Here is a 17,759-nt window from a genome sequence, read left to right on the forward strand (position 1 = left end):
CGGCGTGTTGTTGTTATGGCGAGCCGGATAACAACAACACGCCGCAAGTCAACGACTTGGCGACTCGCTAGTCGAAGCGCGCGTGGGAGGCGGTCGCGGGCGTGCTGAACGTCTCGGCGAGGTGCATCGTCGCCCCGGCGGCGACCCGCCACCCGTAGGGCCCGCCGGGACGCCAAAGCTCGACGATCGAGCAGTTGGGGACGTCGTAAAGCCCCTGGAAGTCGCGGAAGGCCCGCATCGCGGCGGCGTCGGGTTCGGTGACCCCGCTCAGCAGCGACCACACCACCGCCTTCGTGAAGACGCCGTGCGTGAACACCGCCACCGGCCCGTCCGCCGGACGTCCGGCCAGGCGGTCGAGGAAGGCGCGGGCCCGCGTGATCAGCGCCTGGAACGACTCCCCGTCATGGCCGTGGACGTAGGCCGGGTCGAGCCGCCGCCAGTAGTCGTCGGCGAAGGGCCGCCGCTGCTCACCGGTGGTCTGCGGGCCGTGCAACCGGCCGAGGAAGGTGAACTCCTGGACGGGCCACTCCTCGTGCGGCACCTCGGGGAACCGCTCCACGGTCGGTTCCGCGGTCTGCCTGGCGCGCAGGAACGGGGAGCTGACGATGAGCGCGGGCGGTTCGGTGAACGTCTCGGCCATCCGCGCGGCCTGCCGCCGCCCCCGCTCGGTCAGCGGCGACGCCCCCGGCCCGTTCGTCGGCAGCCCCGCGTTCGACTCGCTCTGCCCATGCCTGATCAGCCAAACCCGCCGCACCGTGATCACGCCGACAGACTGACACAGGGCCGCGGCGGCACGGAAGATCGGAGGAGCCGCACGAGAGAGGGGCGATAGTGAGCGAGTCCTACGTGGTGACCGGTGGCGGACGCGGCGTCGGCCGGGCCATCGTCGAACGCCTGCTGGCCGACGGCGGCAAGGTCGTCGTCATCGAACTGGACCCGGCCGCGGTCGAGTGGACGCACGGCAACCCCGACGTGACCCCGGTCGTGGGCTCCGCCGCGGACGAGAGCGTCGCGGACCGGGCCGCCGACCTGGCACAGGAGGCGGGGACGCTCGCGGGCTGGGTCAACAACGCCGCCGTCTTCCGCGACGCGGCGGACCCGTCCGCGACCGAACTCCTCGACCTGATCGCGCTGAACCTCGACCCCGCGGTGATCGGCTGCGTGACGGCCGTGCGGCGCTTCCGGGACGCGGGGACGGGCGGCGCCATCGTGAACGTGTCGTCCCACCAGGCGCAGCGGCCGGTGCGCGGCTCCCTGCCGTACGCGACGGCGAAGGCGGCCACCGAGGCCCTCACCCGCGCCCTGGCCGTCGACCACGGCCCGCACGGCATCCGGACCAACGCCGTGGCGCTCGGCTCGATCACGACGGAACGCTACGAGACCTTCCTCGGCCGCCAGACCCCGGCGGAGGCCGCGCGCATCGAGGACGAGATGCGCCTGCTCCACCCGGTCGGCCGGGTCGGGCGCCCGGACGAGGTGGCCGCCGCCGTCGCCTACCTGCTCTCGGCCGAGGCGAGCTTCGTCAACGGCGCCGTCCTCCCCGTGGACGGCGGCCGCCACGCCGTGGGCCGCGACCCCGAAGAAGCCTGAGGCCGGACGTCTGGCCTCAGCCGATGAGGGCGTCGGCCAGTGCGCGCCACTCCGCGTGGGGCACGGTGTCCGGGTCGGTGGACTGCACGGAGAGGACGACCTGGTCGGCGCCTTCGTCCAGGTGGCGCTTCACCCGCGCGGCGACGGCGTCGATGTCGCCCCAGGCGACCAGGTCGTCGAGCAGGCGGTCGCTGGGCCCGGCGATGTCGTCCTCGGTGAAGCCCATCCGGCGCAGGTTCTGCGGATAGCCGCCGACCTGCGTCAGGAAGCCGATGGGGCCGCGAACCGTGTCCCTGGCCCGTTGCGGATCGCTTTCGAGGACGACGTACTCCATCACGGCCATGGTCGCCTCGTCGCCAAGGATCTCCCGGGCGTGCGCGGTGTACTCGGGGTTGACCAGCAGCGTCAGCGCCCCGGCCGCCCGGTCGCGGGCCAGCTCCAGCATCCGCGGCCCCAGCGCCGACAGCATCCGGGTCTCCGCCGGGACCGGCGGGTCGGCCGCGTCCAGGCGGTCGAGGTACTCGTTCATGGTGCGCAGCGGCCGTTCACCGTGCACCCCGCCGAGCCCGGTGATCAGCCGCCCCGGATCGGTGGCCTCCAGGTCGCGGCGGAGCGCGACCACGTCCTCGGCCGGGTGCACCCGCGCGGGAATGATCGCGCTGCCCACCCGGACCGTCCCGGTCGCCCGGACGACGTCCCGCAGCGGATCCAGCGTCGACAACTGCCCCCCGGCGATCCAGACGGCCGAGTACCCGAGCTTCTCCAGCATGACGGCGTCGTCGAGATGCCCGCCCCCGTCACGCACGTCGAGGGTCACGCCTATGGGCCCAAGACCAAGTGTCATCGCGGCACCTTCCCTAGAGTTCCTCCACCAACGCCCGCGACGCTAGTTCCTAAACCAAACTTGAGGTCAACCGCCGCCTTGCGGCCCGCGACGCCCCACCGGAGAATGCCGGGAAGCGAAGGGGCATACCGTGTGGACCACCTTCATGCACGCGTTTTTCACCCTGTGCGGCGTGGCCGCGGTCGGTGTGGGCGTAAGGGGGTTGCGCCCCCCGCCGAGGCGGGGGGAGCCCGACTTCCGGCAGCGCCGCTTCGACCAGTACTTCCATTCCATCCTTGTCATGCTCATCGGTTCGATCTTCGTGGTTTCCGGCATCGCGGCTCTCTTCTTCGATTGGGATCTCGGCGTTCCCTCCGAGGGGGAGTTCGTCCAGTCGGTGTTGTGGTCGCTGGTACTGCTGGTGATCGTCGGCGCGTGGAGGAGATTCCGCAGGCGCCGCCGCTCCTGAGTTCACCTGCGCCCGGCGGTATGGGCATCCTGGGCTGGCGGGGAAGAGATTTCTGCCGGCGATGTCGAGAAGCGGGGGCGGGCGTCGTCCCCGTGTCGAGAGCGACGACGACATGGGTCGCACAGGCACCGAGGAGAACCACGATGGCCAAGTACCTGCTGCTGAAGCACTACCGCGGCGCCCCGGCGGCGGTCAACGACGTGCCGATGGAGAAGTGGACGCCGGAGGAGATCACGGCCCACATCCAGTACATGGCGGACTTCGCGACGCGGCTGCAGGAGACCGGCGAGTTCGTCGACGAGCGGGCGCTCGGGCCCGACGGGACGTGGGTCCGGTACGACGGCGAGGGCCGCCCGCCGGTCACCGACGGGCCGTTCGCGGAGACCAAGGACCTCATCGCCGGGTGGATGGTGATCGACGTGGACAGCTACGAGCGGGCGCTGGAGCTGGCCGCGGAGCTGTCGGCCGCGCCCGGGGCGGGCGGAAAGCCGATCCATGAGTGGCTGGAGCTGCGCCCGATCTTCACCGCGCCGCCCACGATCACGGAGTGACCTTCCAGGTGGACGAGCTTCTGCTCCGCAGCCTCACACCGCACGTCCTGGCGATCCTCGTCCGCCGCGGAGCCGGCTTCGCGGCGGCCGAGGACGCCGTCCAGGACGCCCTGGTCGAGGCGATCCGGGTCTGGCCGGACGACCCGCCGCGGGACCCCAAGGGCTGGCTGATCACCGCGGCCTGGCGCAAGTTCCTCGACGCGACCAAGGCGGAGACCGCGCGCCGCCGCCGGGAGGACGCCGTCGAGGAGGAGCCGCCGCCGGGTCCCGCGTCCGGCGTGGACGACACGCTCCAGCTCTACTTCCTGTGCGCGCACCCGTCGCTGACGCCGTCGTCGGCGGTCGCGCTCACGCTGCGCGCCGTCGGCGGGCTGACCACCCGCCAGATCGCGCGGGCGTACCTGGTGCCCGAGGCGACCATGGCGCAGCGCATCAGCCGGGCGAAGCGCACCGTGTCCGGCGTGCGGTTCGACCGGCCGGGCGACGTCGGCACCGTGCTGCGCGTCCTCTACCTGGTGTTCAACGAGGGCTACTCCGGGGACGTCGACCTGGCCGCCGAGGCGATCCGGCTGACCCGGCAGCTCGCCGCCGCGATCGACCACCCCGAGGTGGCGGGGCTGCTCGCGCTCATGCTGCTCCACCACGCCCGGCGCGCCGCCCGCACCGCGCCCGACGGCAGCCTCGTGCCGCTCGCCGACCAGGACCGGAGCCGCTGGGACACCGGGCTGATCGCCGAGGGCATCGAGATCCTCCAGGCCGCCCTGGCCCGCGACCGGCTGGGCGAGTTCCAGGCCCAGGCCGCCATCGCCGCCCTCCACGCCGACGCGCTCACCGCCGAGGAGACCGACTGGGTGCAGATCGTCGAGTGGTACGACGAGCTGGTGCAGCTGACCGACAGCCCGGTCGTCCGGCTCAACCGCGCGGTGGCCGTGAGCGAGGCGGACGGCCCGCGCGCCGGCCTGAAGGCCCTCGCGGAGCTGGACGACTCCCTGCCCCGCTACACCGCCGTGGCGGCATACCTCCACGAACGAGACGGCGACCCGGTGACGGCGGCGCGCCTGTACGCCGAGGCGGCCCACAAGGCCCCCACCCTCGCCGAACGCGACCACCTGACCCGCCAGGCCGCCCGCCTCAACGCGTCCCTCCGGCTTTGACGTCCGGCTCGGAGCGCGGGATCGCGGCCTGGCCGGCATAGTCGGCCGGTCCGGCGGCGTCCTGCGTCGCGGCCCACGTGCCGAGCAACCGGAGCGCCTCCGCGGTGCGGAACGCGTTCGGCATCGCGAACCGCGCGGACGGGCCGGTCGTCGATCTCTGCCGCGAGAACGGCGTCGCGTAGCGTCCGCCGACCCGCCGCTCCTTCCGGCACTATGGATTTCCGGCACTATGGATGGATGCGGGTCGGAGTCCTTGGGCCATTGGTCGTGACGGACCGGGGCGAGGACATCCGGGTCGGCGGGGCGCGGCTTCGGGTGCTGCTGACCAGGCTGGCGCTGGAAGCGGGGCGGACGGTCACCGTCGACGCCCTCGTGGAGGCGCTGTGGCCGGACGGCGGCCCCAAGGACCGGGTGCACGCGTTGCAGGCGCTCGTCTCGCGGTTGCGGCGGTGCCTGCCCGCGGGGTCGCTGCGTTCGGTTCCCGGCGGCTACGTCCTGGACGTCGAATCCGTGGACGCGGCGGAGTTCGAGCGGCTGGCCAGGAACGGCGGCGAAGCGCTGCGGTCCGGGGACGCGAAGCTCGCGGTCCCGCTGCTGCGGGACGCCCTGAGCCTCTGGCGGGGGGACGCTCTCGCGGACTCGGCCGGTGTGCCGTTCGCGGACGCCGCGGCCGTGCGGCTGGAGGCGCTGCGGCTGTCGGCGACGGAGGACCGGGTGTCCGCCGAGCTGGCCACAGGCGCCGCCCCCGGGCCGCTGGTGGCGGAGCTGGAGGAGCTGGCGGCACGGCACCCGCTGCGTGAGCGGCTCCGCGTCCTGCTGGTCGAGGCCCTGCACGGGGCGGGACGGTCCGCCGAGGCGCTCGCGGTGTTCGAGAAGTTCCGGGGCGTCCTGTCCGAGGAGCTGGGCACCGACCCTGGACGCGAGTTGCAGGACGCGTACCTGGCCGTTCTGCGGGCCGTCCCCCGAGACCGGGTGCGCGGGAACCTGCGGGTGGCGGCGACCAGCTTCGTCGGCCGGGAGGACGAGCGCGCGTGGGTCGCGCGGCGCCTCTGGGAAGGGCGGCTCGTCACCCTCGTCGGCGCCGGCGGCGCCGGGAAGACCCGGCTCGCCACCACGGTCGCGACGGAGCTGGCCGGGCGGTTCCCGGGCGGGGTGTGGGTCGTGGAGCTGGCGCCGGTCGACGACCCCGGGGAGGTGCCCCGGGCGGTCGCGGGCGTGCTCGGCCTGCGGGACGGCACCACCCTGGCCGAGGCGCTGTCGGCCGACGAGACGCTGATCGTCCTGGACAACTGCGAGCACGTGGTGGAGGCCGCCGCGCGGCTGGCGGGCGAGCTGCTCGGCACCTGCCCCAGCCTGCGGGTCCTCGCGACGAGCCGGGAGCGGCTCGGGGTCGACGGCGAGGCGCTGTGCCCCGTGCCGCCGCTCGACGACCCGGCGGCGGCCGCGCTGTTCGCCGAGCGCGCCGCGGCCGTCCGGCCGGGGTTCACCGGCGACCCCGCGACCGTCGCGGAGATCTGCCGGCGGCTGGACGGCCTCCCGCTGGCGATCGAACTCGCCGCGGCCAGGATGCGCTCGATGCCGCTGGACCAGCTCGCCGCCCGGCTCGGCGACCGGTTCCGCCTGCTGAACGGCGGGGACCGCACGGCGCTCGCGCGGCACCGGACGCTGCGGGCGGTCGTCGCGTGGAGCTGGAACCTGCTGGACGACGCGGAACGCCGGTTCGCCGAGCGGCTCGCGGAGTTCCCCGGCACGATCACCCCGGACACCGCCGCCCGCGTCACCGGCCGTCCGGACGCGCTGGACGTCCTCGACTCGCTGGCCGACCGGTCGCTGCTCCAGGCCGTCGAGGGCGCCGAGCCGCGCTTCCGCATGCTGGAGACCATCCGGGAGTACGGGCGGGAGCGGCTCGCCGAGGCCGGGGGGACCGGGCGGGTCCGGGCCGCGCACGCCGCGTGCTTCCTGGAGCTGGCCGAACGGGCCGAACCGCATCTGCGCCGTCCCGAGCAGCTCGAATGGATCCCCCGGCTGGCGGCGGAACGCGACAACCTCCTCGCCGCGCTCCAGTTCGCCACCGAGCGCGGCGACGCCGGAACCGCCGTGCGCCTCGGCGCTGCGCTGGCGGTGTTCTGGATGATCCAGGGCGACCACGCCGAGGCGGCGCGGCGGTTGCGGGCCGCGCTGCACGTGCCGGGCCGCGAGAGCGTCCCCGAGGACGCGGAGGCGGCCGCGCTCGGCGGCTACCTGTTCAACACCGTGATGTCGGGCGGCGACGCCCGCGACGACCCGCTGATCGGCGGGCTTCCCGAGCGGGCCGCGCACCCCCTGGCCGCGCTGGCCGAGCCCGCCGCCGCGCTGCTCACCGGCGACAACGCGGGCGGCCTGGCCGCGATCGACCGCCGACTGCCCGAGCCCGACCCGTGGACGCGGGCGATCCTGTACCTGACGCGGGCGATGCTCAACGGCAACGGGGGCGAGATGGACGCGGCCCACGGGGACATCGCCGCCGCGGAGGCCGGGTTCCGCGAGGCTGGGGAGCGGGCCGGGCTCGCCCTCACGCTCACCTTCGCGGCCGACACGCAGACCGTCTCCGGGCGGTTCGGCGAGGCCATCGCCACGCTGGAGGAGGCCATCGGGCTCCTGCGCATGCTGGGACAGGACGACGCCTGCATGCAGCGCGTCATGCTCGCCGTCGCCCGCGCCCGGTCGGGCGACATGGCGCGGGCGCGGGACGAGCTGGCCGCGATGGTCGCCCCGGGCGCCGGGACCCCGGCGCGCCACCTGGTGCCCGTCCGGCTCGCCCTGGGCGACCTCGCCCGCCACGCCGGCTCCGCGGCCGAGGCGCAGGAGCACTACGACGCCGCCGAACGCGAACTCGACCGCGTCCCGTCCTACCCGCAGTACCGCTCGCTGCTGGAGACCGCGCGGGGCCAGCTGGCGCTCGACCGGGACGACCCGGACGCGGCGCGGCGGCACCTGCGCACCGCCCTCACCCTCGCCGTCGGCGCACCGGACATCCCGATCGCCGCCGTCGCCGGCTACGCGGCCGCCCGGCTGCGCGCCGCCGCCGACCCGCGGGCGGCGGCGGCACTGCTCGGTGCGGCGGCCGTGCTGCGCGGGGCGCCCGACACGCACAACCCGGACGTCGTGCTGGTGACCCGGCCGCTGCGCCGGACGCTCGGCGAGCGCGCCTACCGCGCCGCCCGCGACCGCGGCGGCAGCCTGGACGTCCCCGGAGCACTCGCCCTGCTCGACGATCAGCTACAGGGGGATCAGCTACAGGGGGATCAGCTACAGGAGCGAGGTCAGGCGCGGCGCCGGTAGGCGTACACGGCCAGCGGGCAGAACACGGCGAGGAACCCCGCCGACCACAGCAGCGTCGCCGTCGCCGGACCGGCGACGGGCCCGCCGACCAGCAGCCCGCGCGAGGCGTCCACGGCGTAGCTGACCGGATTGACCTCGACCCACGCCCGCAACCAGCCCGGCAGCGTCTCGGCCGGGACGACCATGTCCGTCCCGAACGCCAGCGGGAAGATCCCGAGGAACGCCACCGTCTGGACGATGACCTCCTCCTTGATCAGCACCCCGATCAGCACGTTGACCCAGCCCAGCGCGAAGCCCAGCGCGGTCGACAGCGCGACCGCCGCCACCGCCGACACCGCATCCGTCTCGACCCGGAACCCCATCAGGTAACCGGTCGCGAACAGCACGCACGCCGCCACGACGTAGCGGATCAGATCGCCCAGCACGATGCCGGTGAGCGGCGCGGACCGCCCGATCGGCAGGCTCCGGAACCGGTCGAACACGCCCTTCTTGATGTCCGTGTTGATGCTGAGGCCGGTCGACAGCATCCCCACCAGCAGCAGCGTCATCACCAGGACGCCGGGAAAGACGTACTGCAGGTACTCCCGCGTCGACCCGGCCACCGCGCCGCCGAACAGGTAGACGAACAGCAGCAGGAAGAGAATCGGCATGAACAGCGCGTCGCTGAGCAGCCCCGGGTTCCGCCGGGTCTTGGTCAGGCTGCGCCCCGCCAGCAGCAGGCTGTGCCGCGCCAGCCGATGCCCCCGTTCCGGCCGCCTTCCCTCGATCGCTCCCCACTCCCGGCGCTCCTCGGTCAAGACCGCGCCGCGCCCCTCCGCCTCGCTCATGCCGCCTCCTTCTCCGCGTGGTGGCCGGTCAGCGTGAGGAAGACCTCGTCGAGACTGGGCAGGCGGAGCGACAGTTCGGCGACGCCTATCCCGGCGGCCTCCAGCCGGTGCACGGTCTCGGCGAACGCGCGCTCCCCGTCCTCGCCGACCGGCACGCCCACCACGTCCCTGCGCGGCGTCTCGGCGGCACGTCCCGACACCGCGTTCAGGATCGCGGCGACCTCGATGAGCCGCCCCGGATCGCGGGGCCGCACGACGATCGTCTGCCCGCCGGTGACCCGCTTCAGCTCCGCGGGCGTGCCCGACGCGATGACCGCCCCGCGGTCGATGACGGTGATCTCGTCGGCGAGCGCGTCGGCCTCCTCCAGGTACTGGGTGGTCAGCAGGACCGTCCCGCCGTCGCGGGTCATCGACCGGATCAGCCGCCACGCCTCCTCCCGCCTGCCGGGGTCGAGGCCGGTCGTCGGCTCGTCCAGGAAGATCACGGCGGGGCGCCCGACCATGCTCGCGGCGAGGTCGAGCCTGCGCCGCATCCCGCCGGAGTAGGTGGACACCCGGCGCCCGGCGTCCTCCGCCAGCTCGAACCGCTCCAGCAGCTCGGCGGCGCGGGCCCGTGCCCCGGCCTTGCGCATGTCGAGGAGCCGCCCGATGAGGACGAGGTTCTCCATGCCGGTGAGATCCTCGTCCACGGACGCGTACTGCCCGGTGAGGGCGATCCTCTCCCGCACCTCGGCGGCGTCCCGCACGACGTCCAGCCCGCAGACCTCCGCCCGGCCCGCGTCGGGCCGAAGCAGCGTCGCCAGAATCCGCACCGCCGTAGTCTTCCCAGCGCCGTTGGGCCCGAGGACACCGAGCACAGTGCCCGGCCGTGCCGCGAGCTCCACTCCAGCGAGGGCGGTAGTGGCCCCAAACCGTTTGACCAGGCTCTCCGCCTGAAACGCGTAATCCATGCCGCCGAGGCTGCCGCGCCCCGCTCACAAACCCCTCACACGTCGCGGATCGCCTGCTCGGAACATGAATCGGCGGCGGACGCCCCGCTTCGTCCGCCGCCGGATCACGTTCCGGGTCGTTGCCCCGGGGCTTGCTCGACCTCCTGGGCGTCCACGGATGTGGTGTTGCTACTCGATGTCGTACTTGACCGTCTCGCCCTCGATGGAGGTGACCGTGATCCGCGCGTCGCGGACCCGGACGGAGCGGCCCACCTGGATGCGGACGCCGCGTGAGCGGTCGACGGAGAAGACGGCCGAGTCGGCGTAGATCTCGGTGATCTTGACGTCCCACTGGTCGATGCTCTGGGTCTTGCCGGTCCCGGTCGTGGTCACGTGGCATTCACCGCCTCTGCACGTGTGGCTGTTGACCTGGCAGCCGGTCAGCACAAGGGTGGCGCCGAGCATGAGGACGGCCACGGCGTGAAAGGGACGGGTCATTTTGCTCCTTACGGTGTGCTCAGATCGTTCGACCCACCGCGAGGAGTTTCGGTTCAGCCGGGGAGGGCGAGGTGGCCGGGGTTGGCCACGGTGAGCTTGTCCACGACGGAGGCTCGCACCGCGGCGACCACCACGTCCCGCCGGTCGTCCAGGGTGCCCTCCCGGATGGCCTTCGCCAGGTCGGCGTCGGTTACGCAGCCGAGTTTCCCTAGGCGCTCGTGGTGGGCGGCCTTGTGGGTTTCGGCGAGGAGGATCTCCCGGCGCGCTATCCGGAGCGCCGACATGGCCACGCGCGTGTGGAAGCGGAGCCGGTCGTCGGGCTGCTCGGCCTCCTTGAGGAACGCCCCCACGGCCTCGATCAGGGTGGACGCGTCAGGCCGGTCATGGGGCGGTGTCGCAGTGGCCTGGACGGTCTCCAGCGGGTCCTGGACGGTCATCGGTTCGGTCAGGCCGAGGGCCAGGAGGAGGTCGTGTTCCTGCTCGCAGACCCTCCGTCCCAGGGCGGCGAACTCGATGGACGTGTCCGTGCCGCTCAGGAAGCGCTCGGCCTGGTGGCGGCACAGGATCGCCCAGCGCAGCGTGCCGTAGACCTCCCACCAGCGCAGTTCTTCAGGGGTGGGCGGGGTGCCGCCCGCTTCGGCGTAGCCGGCTAGGAGGTCCTCGCGGGAGCCGAAGCCGCCGGCGGCGTGCGGTGAGCCGAAGCGCCAGGCCTTCACACAGAGCCAGCCGAGGTCCTCGGCCGGGTCGCCGAGGTGCGTGAGCTCCCAGTCGAGGACGCCCGTCACCCCGCTCATGTCGATCATCAGGTTGCCGTTGCGGAAGTCGCCGTGCACGACCGTCCGGCGGCCGGACGCGGGCGGGCGGTGGTCGCGCAGCCAGCGCAGCGCGAGCTCGACCGTGGGTCGCGGCTCGTCGAAGTCCTCGTAGAGCATGACGAGCAGGGCGAGCGGGTCGTCGTCCGACAGGCCGGGGACGGGCTCCATCGTGTGCAGCCGGGCCAGGATGCCGCCCAGGTCGCGGGCGAGGCGGCCGCGCACGGGCGCGAACCGCTCGTCGCGCAGGAGGCGGCGGGGGATCGTCTCGCCGGACAGCCGGCCCATGATCAGGAAGGGCAGGCCGCCCAGGTCGTCGCCGTGGTCGACCAGCTCCGGGACGGGCACGCCGGCCGCCGCGGCGGAGGACAGCAGGGCGGCCTCCCGCGCCATCGCGCCGGGATCGAGGGCGCCGGGCCGGTCGCGGCGCAGGATCAGCGGGCGGCCGTCCGCGTCGAACGACCAGGTCTCGCGGCTGGCGCCGCCCGACAGCCGGACGAGGTCCGACACCGCCGCGCCCAGGCGGGCGGTGAGCTCGGCGTCCAGCGTGCTCATGCGCCGGCCCCGCGCCGGGCCGCGAGAGGGGCGGTGAACAGGGTGGCGAGAGGGGCCGCCCGAGGGGCGGGGGAGGGGGCGAGGGCGTCCACGGGTCTCCTTCAGGTCGGCAGGCCGAGGGCTCGGACGGTGAGGGCGTCGAGGGTATCGAGGAGGCGTCCGGCGTCCGCGTGGTCCCCCTGGACGAGCCACAGGTACAGCGAGTGGTCGACCATCGTGGCGAGCGCGCCGGCCGCCAGCTCGGGGTCGAGGTCGGCCGGCACGAGCCCCGCCCGCTGCCAGTGCTCGATCGCCTTCGCCGACCGCGCGGTCGAGGCGGCCCGGTGCTTGCGCCGCAGCTCCTGGAACTCGCCGTTGAACGTCGCGACCTGCTCGATGATCGCCATCATCTTCGCGTTGCGCAGGTAGCCCTCGTAGTAGGCGCGGTTGGCGCGGCGGACGCGGTCGGCGGGGGACGGGCCGGCCGCCGGTTCGAGGGCGTGCTCGGTCATGTCCGCGAAGAGCCGGTCGGCGAGCTCCAGGAACACCGCCTCCTTGGACGGGAAGTAGGTGTAGAAGGAGCCGTAGGCGACGCCGGCGTGCCGGGTGATGTGCGCGACGCGGGTCTCCGGGAACCCGCGCTCCTCGAACACCTCGCGCGCGGCGGCGAGGAGGCGCTCCCTGGTGCGGGCGCCGCGCTCGGTGAGCGGTGCCTGCTGCCCGCCCGGGGCGTCGCCGCTGCTCATGGCCGTGGTCCCTTCCGCCGGTCTTGACAATCCGATGTTCGGAGGAACAGTATCCGAGCATCGGAAAAGTTGATATGACTGTCAAGTCAACTGCGGGAGGACGGTGACCGGGACCCGGCTCCGCGCCCGCGGTGAGGAGGTCTCATGACCGGCGGCAACACCGAGTTCGAGCTCGGTGGCATCAACCATCTGGCGCTCGTGTCGTCCGACATGAAGCGCACCATCGACTTCTACTCCGGCGTCCTCGGGATGCCGCTGATCAAGACGCTCGACCTGCCGGCCGGCCTGGGCCAGCACTTCTTCTTCGACTGCGGCGGCGGCGACTGCCTGGCGTTCTTCTGGTTCCCGGACGCGCCGGACCCCGTCCCCGGCATCTCCGCGCCCGCCGGCCGCCCCGAGCAGGGCGAGCTGCTCAGCGCCGTCGGCTCGATGAACCACGTGGCGTTCCACGTCCCCGTCGAGAAGTTCGAGGACTACCGGCGGCGGCTCAAGGAGAAGGGCGTCACGGTCAGCCCGATCCTGAACCACGACGACAGCCCGATGGGCATCTCCCCGGACGTGAACGAGGGCGTGTTCGTCCGCTCGTTCTACTTCCAGGACCCGGACGGGATCCTCCTCGAATTCGCCTGCTGGACGCGGACGTTCGACGAGTCCGACGTCTCCCACGAACCCAAGACCGCCGCCGACCGGACCATCCCGAAGGACGAGCATGCCCCGACTGCGTGAGGTGCCCCGCGCCGAGGTCACCGACGAGCTGATCCTCTTCTTCTACGACCACCTGTTCGCGCCGGACCGCGACCCGGCCGTCGACCACGGCACCGCCACCGGCTCGCCCGGCGACTGGTGGACGGTCTTCGCCCAGTCCCCGGACGTGTTCCGGCACGCGGTCAAGGGGTTCCAGCTCTACCGCAGCGCCGACCTCGACCCCGTCCTCCGCGAGCTCGGCCAGTGCCGGGCCGGCTGGGCGCGCGGCAGCCAGTTCGTCTTCTCGCAGCACTGCAAGCAGATGCGGGCGCTCGGCATGCCCGAGGAGAAGATCGAGGCGATCCCGCACTGGCAGACGGCGGACTGCTACTCGCCGCTGGAGCGCGCCGTCCTCGCCTACACCGACGGCCTCGTCCTGGACGGCGGCCGGGTGGCCGACGCGATATTCGACGTCCTCCGCGAGCACCTCTCCGACAGGGAGATCCTCCAGCTCACCTACATCACCTGCATGTACGAGATGCACGCGACGATGTCGCGGGCGCTGCGGGTGGAGTTCGACGATCGTCCCGAGCCGGTCGTCGAGGTCGCGGCCCCCGAGGGCTACGGCGACCGCGACATCGCCGCCGACCTGACCGGCGGGTGAGGGCCGGCCGCCGTCCTCGGGGCCCGGTGCAGGCCCGGTCCGCCGCGCTTGACGGCGAAGTCGACCGCGGGGAAAAGAAGCCGTGGCACTCGTTTTTCTGGTGGCTTGAGTTTCCGCAGAAGATCAGCGGGAAATCTGGCTGCTAGAGGGAACGGAGGCGAATGGCATGGAGGTCGTTCTTGAAATGACCCTGCCGAGGAACGCCGAGAGCGCTCCGCTGGTGCGGCACACGCTCGATGCCTCGCTGCGCGGGCTCGGGGTGGCCTCGGAGATCCGTGCCGATATCGCGCTCGCCTTGGGTGAGGCTTGCGCGAACGTCATCCAGCACGCGGCGAACGCGAAAGAGTACGAGGTCCGCGCGCGGATGGACGGGACGCGATGCATCGTCGAGGTCATCGACGGGGGTTCGGTCGATGGAGCCCCGGTGGTGGGCGTCGGCGTGGCCGGTGTGGACGCCGACTGGGGGAGTGAGCAGGCCCCGCCGCTGGCCGAGCACGGGCGGGGGCTCCAATTGATGAGGGCGTTCACGGAGGAACTGCACATCGCCGATCGCGTGCACCGGGAGGGCGCGGTCGTGCACTTCGAGAAGTCGCTGGCGATCTGACGGCGACGGCCCGGCGGAAAGCGTTCCGCCGGGCCGTGCGCCGATACCAGTGGGCCGGTGCCTGTGGACGGGTGCCCGTCAGCCGGTGACGGGCAGGTCGTGCTCGACCGGGGTCGGCGCGGGCGCGTCGGCCGGCTGCTCGGCCGGGCCGGACTTTCCGCAGGTCGCGGACGCGATCCGGATGGTCGCGGGCTTGCCCGGCAGCGGCAGCCGGAGCTCCATCGCGGTGACGGCGAGGCGGCCGTCGGCCATGCGCTCCTGCTTGTTGAGGGTGAGCGAGGTGCGGCCGACGCCCTCCACGTCGACCGGGATCGTGGTGTTGGGCGGCGGGGAGGCGTCGAGTCGCTTGCCCGCGATGACGGCGCGGGCGAGGTGGGCCGAGCCGTGGCCGCCGCGGCACTTGGCGGTGACCGCGTCGGCCATGAGGTCCGCGGCCGGGACCGCGGCCTTCGCGACGGTGGACCGGGCGCGGGCCGCGGACGCGCTGACGTCCAGCGCGGACGCCTTGACGAGGTCGGTGCTCTCCTCGCGCAGCAGGCTCTTGCGGACCGTCTCCGTGGTGGAGGAGACGGCGGGCACCGGCGGGACGGACACCGGCCCGGAGGCCGTCAGCCCGTACGCGGAGCCTTCGCCCTGCGGCACGGTGGCCTGCGGGGCAGCGCCCTGCGGGGCGGTGGCCAGGGCGGACGCCGGGGCGGTGACCAGCCCGGCGGCGAGCCCCGTTGTAATGAGCCCGGCGGCGAGGACGCCCCTGACGGCATGGCTGTAACGCATGAGTGTTTCTCCGATTTCCTTGGATCGTGGGAGTACCTGGCCGGCCGGTCAGCCGTCGATGAACACCAGGGACCCGAGCGGGACCCGTGCGAGGGCCTTCAGCGCGGCGTCCGGCACCCGGACGCAGCCGTGCGTGACGGCCCTGCCGAACACGGAGGCGTCGGGCCAGCCGTGCAGCGCGACGGTGCCGGGACCGCCGCCGAAGGTGTCGAGGGTCGCCGAGTGGGTGCCGAGCGGCAGGACGATCGGGCTCGGCGCCTTCTCGTCCCGGGTGAGCGTGGCCATGAGGAACGTCCGGCCGGTCGGCGTCGGGGTCTCGGCACCGCCGATCGCGACCTTCCACCGGCCGACCTGCCGCGCGGACCTGAGCAGCGTGAGCTTCCGCTCGGCGAGGTCGACGCGGATCGTGTACGGGGTGCGCGCGGTCCGGACTCCGGTGCCGGAGATCCAGCCGGTGGCGCGGTTGGGGCGGCTCGGCAGCAGCACCCGCCGCCAGTCGCCCGAGGTCTCGACCACGGGGACCCAGGTGGGGCCGCCCAGCTGCGTCGCGGGGAGGGTGGCGATGCGCCGCCCGTCCGGGCGGTCGAGCACGGGCACGGACTCGGCCGGGTTCACGACCAGGCCGTCGGTGGCGCCGCCGGGTGACGCGTCCTCGGGGGCGCCCTTGACCGTGGTGTACGTGGTCGCCTCGGGGACCTTGGCCGCGCGGGCCCGCCCGCCCTCTCCCGGACCGTTCTGGTCCGCGGCCGCGCCGCCCTCCTTCGCCGCCGCCGTGCCGGGTGACGAGCCGCCGCATCCGCCGAGCAGCAGCGCGGCGGCCACCGCCGGGACGAGCCCGGCGGTGACGGCGCGGCGAGAAAGCCGCGGGGGATTATTGGTCGCCATGAGCGGCGATATTAGCGGCGGGAACCAGGCGTGTAGCGGAAATGGCGAAGTTTTGCGCGGCGTCGGCTGGGGGAATGGCTATATTCTCTAACATCCTGGATGATTCGGCATGCTCCGACTCATCCGGCAAAACGGATTATTCACGATGAAATCATGCGAGCAGCGAAATGGAATTGCCGCCGACATCCGGGTTGGCCGCGGCCGCCCGGAACTCCTCCAGCCCCCACAGCAGCGCGGCCCGCGCGGGCGCCGGCATCGAGGCCAGTATCCGGGCCAGGTCCTCGCGCCGCCGCACCCGTATCCGGTTCAGCAGCGCCTCCCCGTCGGCGCTGAGGCGTACCGTGACCTCGCGGCGGTCCCGGCCGTGGTCGCGGGTCAGCAGCCCGGACGCCTCCAGCCGGTCGCACAGCCTGCTCGCCGACGACACCAGCGCGCCGAGCTCCTCCGCGAGGCGGCTCATGTTGACCGGACCGCGCTCCACCACGAACAATGCGCGCAACTGGGTCGATGGAACGGGTACATCAGGGGAGTTGTGCGCACTGGACCACACGCTCATCAGGGTCGAGGCGGCGTCGTCGAGCGCCGCCAAGGACTCCGCCGTTCCATCACTCGACGTGTCCACCATGCCTTCCACTGTTACATAAGACGCCGCCCGGGGCATCCGGCAGGGCACGGTCCGGCGGGACCGGCCGGGCGGCGCCGCCCCCCACCTGGCAAGGATCCCGATGCATGACGAACCTGGAAATAGAGATTTCGCGGCGATCGCGGGGGCCCTGTGGGCCGCCGCTCCGCACGAGCTGATCGACGTCGCGGTCAGGCTGGTCGAACGCCATGCGCACGGGACCTGCGCCGAGGTGCTGCTCGTCGACTACCGGCAGGCGTACCTCGTCCGGACGGCCCCCGGCCGCGCGGAGCTCTCGGTCGACAACACCGCGCCGGGCCGGGCGTTCGCCTCGCAGCGGATCGTCCGGGAACCTCCGGACCCGGACGGCGGCCGGGTCCTTCACCTGCCGCTGACCGTGCAGGGCGAGCGGCTGGGCGTGCTGAGCGTCCGTCTCCCGGCCGGCGAGCCGCCCTGGCTGGCGGAGTTCGCCGGCACCGCCGCCCGCGCGTTGAAGATCGCGAACCAGGCCACGGACCTGTTCCGGCGCCTGCGGCGGCGGGGCAGGCTGACGGTGGCGGCCGAGATGCAGTGGGACCTGCTGCCCGCGCCGTCCTTCGACTCCGGCGAGTTCCGCTTCGCCGGGCAGCTCGAACCCGCCTACGCGGTGTGGGGCGACAACTTCGACTGGGCCGCGTCCGAAGACCGGCTCACGCTGACCGTCAGCAACGGCATGGGATCGGGGACGGAGGCAGCGGCGCTGACCAACCTGGCGATCAGCGCGCTGCGCAACGCGCGGCGGTCCGGCGACGGCATCACCGAGCAGGCCGCGCTCGCCGACCAGACCCTGTTCGCACGGCACCGCGGCGAGCGGCACATGGAGACCCTCCTGCTGGAGTTCGAGCTCGCCACCGGGCTGGTCCGGGTGGTCGACGCGGGCTCGCCGATCATCCTGCGGATGCGCGGGAACGCCATCGACAGCATCGGGTTCGACGCGCAGATGCCGCTCGGGATGTTCGGCGACACCGGGTACGTCACCGAGGAGTTCACCGCCGAGCCGGGGGACCGGCTGGTCGTCGTCAGCGACGGGGTGAACGACGCCCTGTCCCCGGCGGGTGAGCGGTACGGGGAGCACGCCCTGGCACGGGCCCTGCGCCGCACCCGGCTGCAGGATCCGCCCGAGGCCGCCCGGACCATGATCCGGCACTTCCTGGACCATCACGGGGACGGCGAGCCGGCCGACGACGCGGTGATCGTCTGCGTCGACTGGACCGGCCGGGACGGCTGAAGGGA

The 17,759-nt window shown here is 73.2% G+C and carries 20 protein-coding genes; 9 read left to right on the top strand and 11 right to left on the bottom strand.

Going from position 1 to position 17,759, the window contains the following annotated elements; all coding sequences use genetic code 11:
* Positions 1-67: 67 nt before the first annotated feature.
* Positions 68-763 carry a histidine phosphatase family protein gene (locus IEZ03_RS35730; RefSeq protein WP_229808791.1) on the bottom strand — a complete coding sequence of 232 codons (696 nt, stop codon included), beginning with the start codon at positions 761-763 and terminating at the stop codon, positions 68-70.
* Positions 764-831: 68 nt separating this feature from the next.
* Here IEZ03_RS35730 and IEZ03_RS35735 point away from each other — a divergent pair, with 68 nt between their 5' ends.
* Positions 832-1,590, top strand: coding sequence for an SDR family NAD(P)-dependent oxidoreductase (locus IEZ03_RS35735; RefSeq protein WP_229808792.1), 759 nt, complete (start codon positions 832-834; stop codon positions 1,588-1,590).
* A gap of 16 nt (positions 1,591-1,606) precedes the next feature.
* On the opposite strand, the gene IEZ03_RS35740 is transcribed toward IEZ03_RS35735, so the two are convergent.
* Positions 1,607-2,434 (bottom strand): TIGR03620 family F420-dependent LLM class oxidoreductase, encoded by an 828-nt coding sequence (locus IEZ03_RS35740; protein WP_184879242.1) that lies wholly within the window; start codon positions 2,432-2,434, stop codon positions 1,607-1,609.
* A 130-nt stretch (positions 2,435-2,564) separates the two neighbouring features.
* Here IEZ03_RS35740 and IEZ03_RS35745 point away from each other — a divergent pair, with 130 nt between their 5' ends.
* The 3 genes from IEZ03_RS35745 to IEZ03_RS35755 all read left to right on the top strand — a co-directional run bounded on the left by IEZ03_RS35745 (position 2,565) and on the right by IEZ03_RS35755 (position 4,587).
* On the top strand, positions 2,565-2,882 hold the full coding sequence (locus IEZ03_RS35745) for a hypothetical protein (RefSeq protein ID WP_184879245.1): 318 nt from the start codon (positions 2,565-2,567) through the stop codon (positions 2,880-2,882).
* A gap of 143 nt (positions 2,883-3,025) precedes the next feature.
* A complete protein-coding gene (locus IEZ03_RS35750) occupies positions 3,026-3,433 on the top strand; it encodes a YciI family protein (protein WP_184879248.1) in 408 nt (135 codons plus the stop codon).
* Between the two features lie 8 nt (positions 3,434-3,441).
* A complete protein-coding gene (locus IEZ03_RS35755) occupies positions 3,442-4,587 on the top strand; it encodes an RNA polymerase sigma factor (protein ID WP_184890275.1) in 1,146 nt (381 codons plus the stop codon).
* On the opposite strand, the gene IEZ03_RS35760 is transcribed toward IEZ03_RS35755, so the two are convergent.
* Positions 4,565-4,711, bottom strand: a complete 147-nt coding sequence (locus tag IEZ03_RS35760; RefSeq protein WP_184879251.1) for a hypothetical protein — start codon at positions 4,709-4,711, stop codon at positions 4,565-4,567. The two genes, IEZ03_RS35755 and IEZ03_RS35760, sit on opposite strands and share 23 nt — an antisense overlap.
* 113 nt (positions 4,712-4,824) lie before the next feature.
* Here IEZ03_RS35760 and IEZ03_RS35765 point away from each other — a divergent pair, with 113 nt between their 5' ends.
* Complete coding sequence (locus IEZ03_RS35765) at positions 4,825-7,908, top strand: AfsR/SARP family transcriptional regulator (protein ID WP_184879254.1); 3,084 nt, start codon at positions 4,825-4,827, stop codon at positions 7,906-7,908.
* Here the strand turns inward: IEZ03_RS35765 and IEZ03_RS35770 are convergent.
* The 5 genes from IEZ03_RS35770 to IEZ03_RS35790 form a co-directional block, all read right to left on the bottom strand.
* The gene (locus tag IEZ03_RS35770; RefSeq protein WP_184879257.1) at positions 7,890-8,735 is read right to left on the bottom strand and encodes an ABC transporter permease; all 846 of its coding nucleotides are present in this window, start codon (positions 8,733-8,735) and stop codon (positions 7,890-7,892) included. The two genes, IEZ03_RS35765 and IEZ03_RS35770, sit on opposite strands and share 19 nt — an antisense overlap.
* Positions 8,732-9,685, bottom strand: a complete 954-nt coding sequence (locus tag IEZ03_RS35775) for an ATP-binding cassette domain-containing protein (RefSeq protein WP_184879260.1) — start codon at positions 9,683-9,685, stop codon at positions 8,732-8,734. The genes IEZ03_RS35770 and IEZ03_RS35775 overlap by 4 nt, the downstream gene beginning before the upstream one ends.
* A gap of 168 nt (positions 9,686-9,853) precedes the next feature.
* Positions 9,854-10,162: a hypothetical protein gene (locus IEZ03_RS35780; RefSeq protein ID WP_184879263.1), complete on the bottom strand. Its 309-nt coding sequence runs from the start codon at positions 10,160-10,162 to the stop codon at positions 9,854-9,856.
* 53 nt (positions 10,163-10,215) lie between these two features.
* On the bottom strand, positions 10,216-11,529 hold the full coding sequence (locus IEZ03_RS35785; protein ID WP_184879266.1) for a phosphotransferase family protein: 1,314 nt from the start codon (positions 11,527-11,529) through the stop codon (positions 10,216-10,218).
* 101 nt (positions 11,530-11,630) lie between these two features.
* On the bottom strand, positions 11,631-12,254 hold the full coding sequence (locus tag IEZ03_RS35790) for a TetR/AcrR family transcriptional regulator (RefSeq protein ID WP_184879269.1): 624 nt from the start codon (positions 12,252-12,254) through the stop codon (positions 11,631-11,633).
* Between the two features lie 144 nt (positions 12,255-12,398).
* On the opposite strand from IEZ03_RS35790, the gene IEZ03_RS35795 reads away from it, so the two are divergent.
* The 3 genes from IEZ03_RS35795 (at position 12,399) to IEZ03_RS35805 (ending at position 14,206) form a co-directional block, all read left to right on the top strand.
* Entirely contained in the window at positions 12,399-12,980 is a 582-nt protein-coding gene (locus IEZ03_RS35795) for a VOC family protein (protein WP_184879272.1), read from the top strand.
* Complete coding sequence (locus IEZ03_RS35800) at positions 12,964-13,602, top strand: carboxymuconolactone decarboxylase family protein (protein ID WP_184879275.1); 639 nt, start codon at positions 12,964-12,966, stop codon at positions 13,600-13,602. Before IEZ03_RS35795 ends, IEZ03_RS35800 begins: the two co-directional genes overlap by 17 nt.
* 166 nt (positions 13,603-13,768) lie before the next feature.
* Positions 13,769-14,206, top strand: a complete 438-nt coding sequence (locus tag IEZ03_RS35805) for an ATP-binding protein (RefSeq protein WP_184879278.1) — start codon at positions 13,769-13,771, stop codon at positions 14,204-14,206.
* A 78-nt stretch (positions 14,207-14,284) separates the two neighbouring features.
* Here IEZ03_RS35805 and IEZ03_RS35810 read toward each other — a convergent pair whose 3' ends face one another.
* From IEZ03_RS35810 to IEZ03_RS35820, 3 genes are all read right to left on the bottom strand, one after another.
* A complete protein-coding gene (locus IEZ03_RS35810) occupies positions 14,285-14,980 on the bottom strand; it encodes a choice-of-anchor P family protein (RefSeq protein WP_184879281.1) in 696 nt (231 codons plus the stop codon).
* Positions 14,981-15,028: 48 nt separating this feature from the next.
* Complete coding sequence (gene ldt-CoaP / locus IEZ03_RS35815; RefSeq protein WP_184879284.1) at positions 15,029-15,865, bottom strand: L,D-transpeptidase; 837 nt, start codon at positions 15,863-15,865, stop codon at positions 15,029-15,031.
* A gap of 151 nt (positions 15,866-16,016) precedes the next feature.
* Entirely contained in the window at positions 16,017-16,490 is a 474-nt protein-coding gene (locus IEZ03_RS35820; RefSeq protein WP_184879287.1) for a MarR family winged helix-turn-helix transcriptional regulator, read from the bottom strand.
* Between the two features lie 100 nt (positions 16,491-16,590).
* Here IEZ03_RS35820 and IEZ03_RS35825 point away from each other — a divergent pair, with 100 nt between their 5' ends.
* Complete coding sequence (locus IEZ03_RS35825; protein WP_184879290.1) at positions 16,591-17,754, top strand: PP2C family protein-serine/threonine phosphatase; 1,164 nt, start codon at positions 16,591-16,593, stop codon at positions 17,752-17,754.
* Positions 17,755-17,759: the final 5 nt, after the last annotated feature.

Source organism: Actinomadura livida, assembly GCF_014648675.1.
Lineage (GTDB): Bacteria > Actinomycetota > Actinomycetes > Streptosporangiales > Streptosporangiaceae > Spirillospora > Spirillospora livida.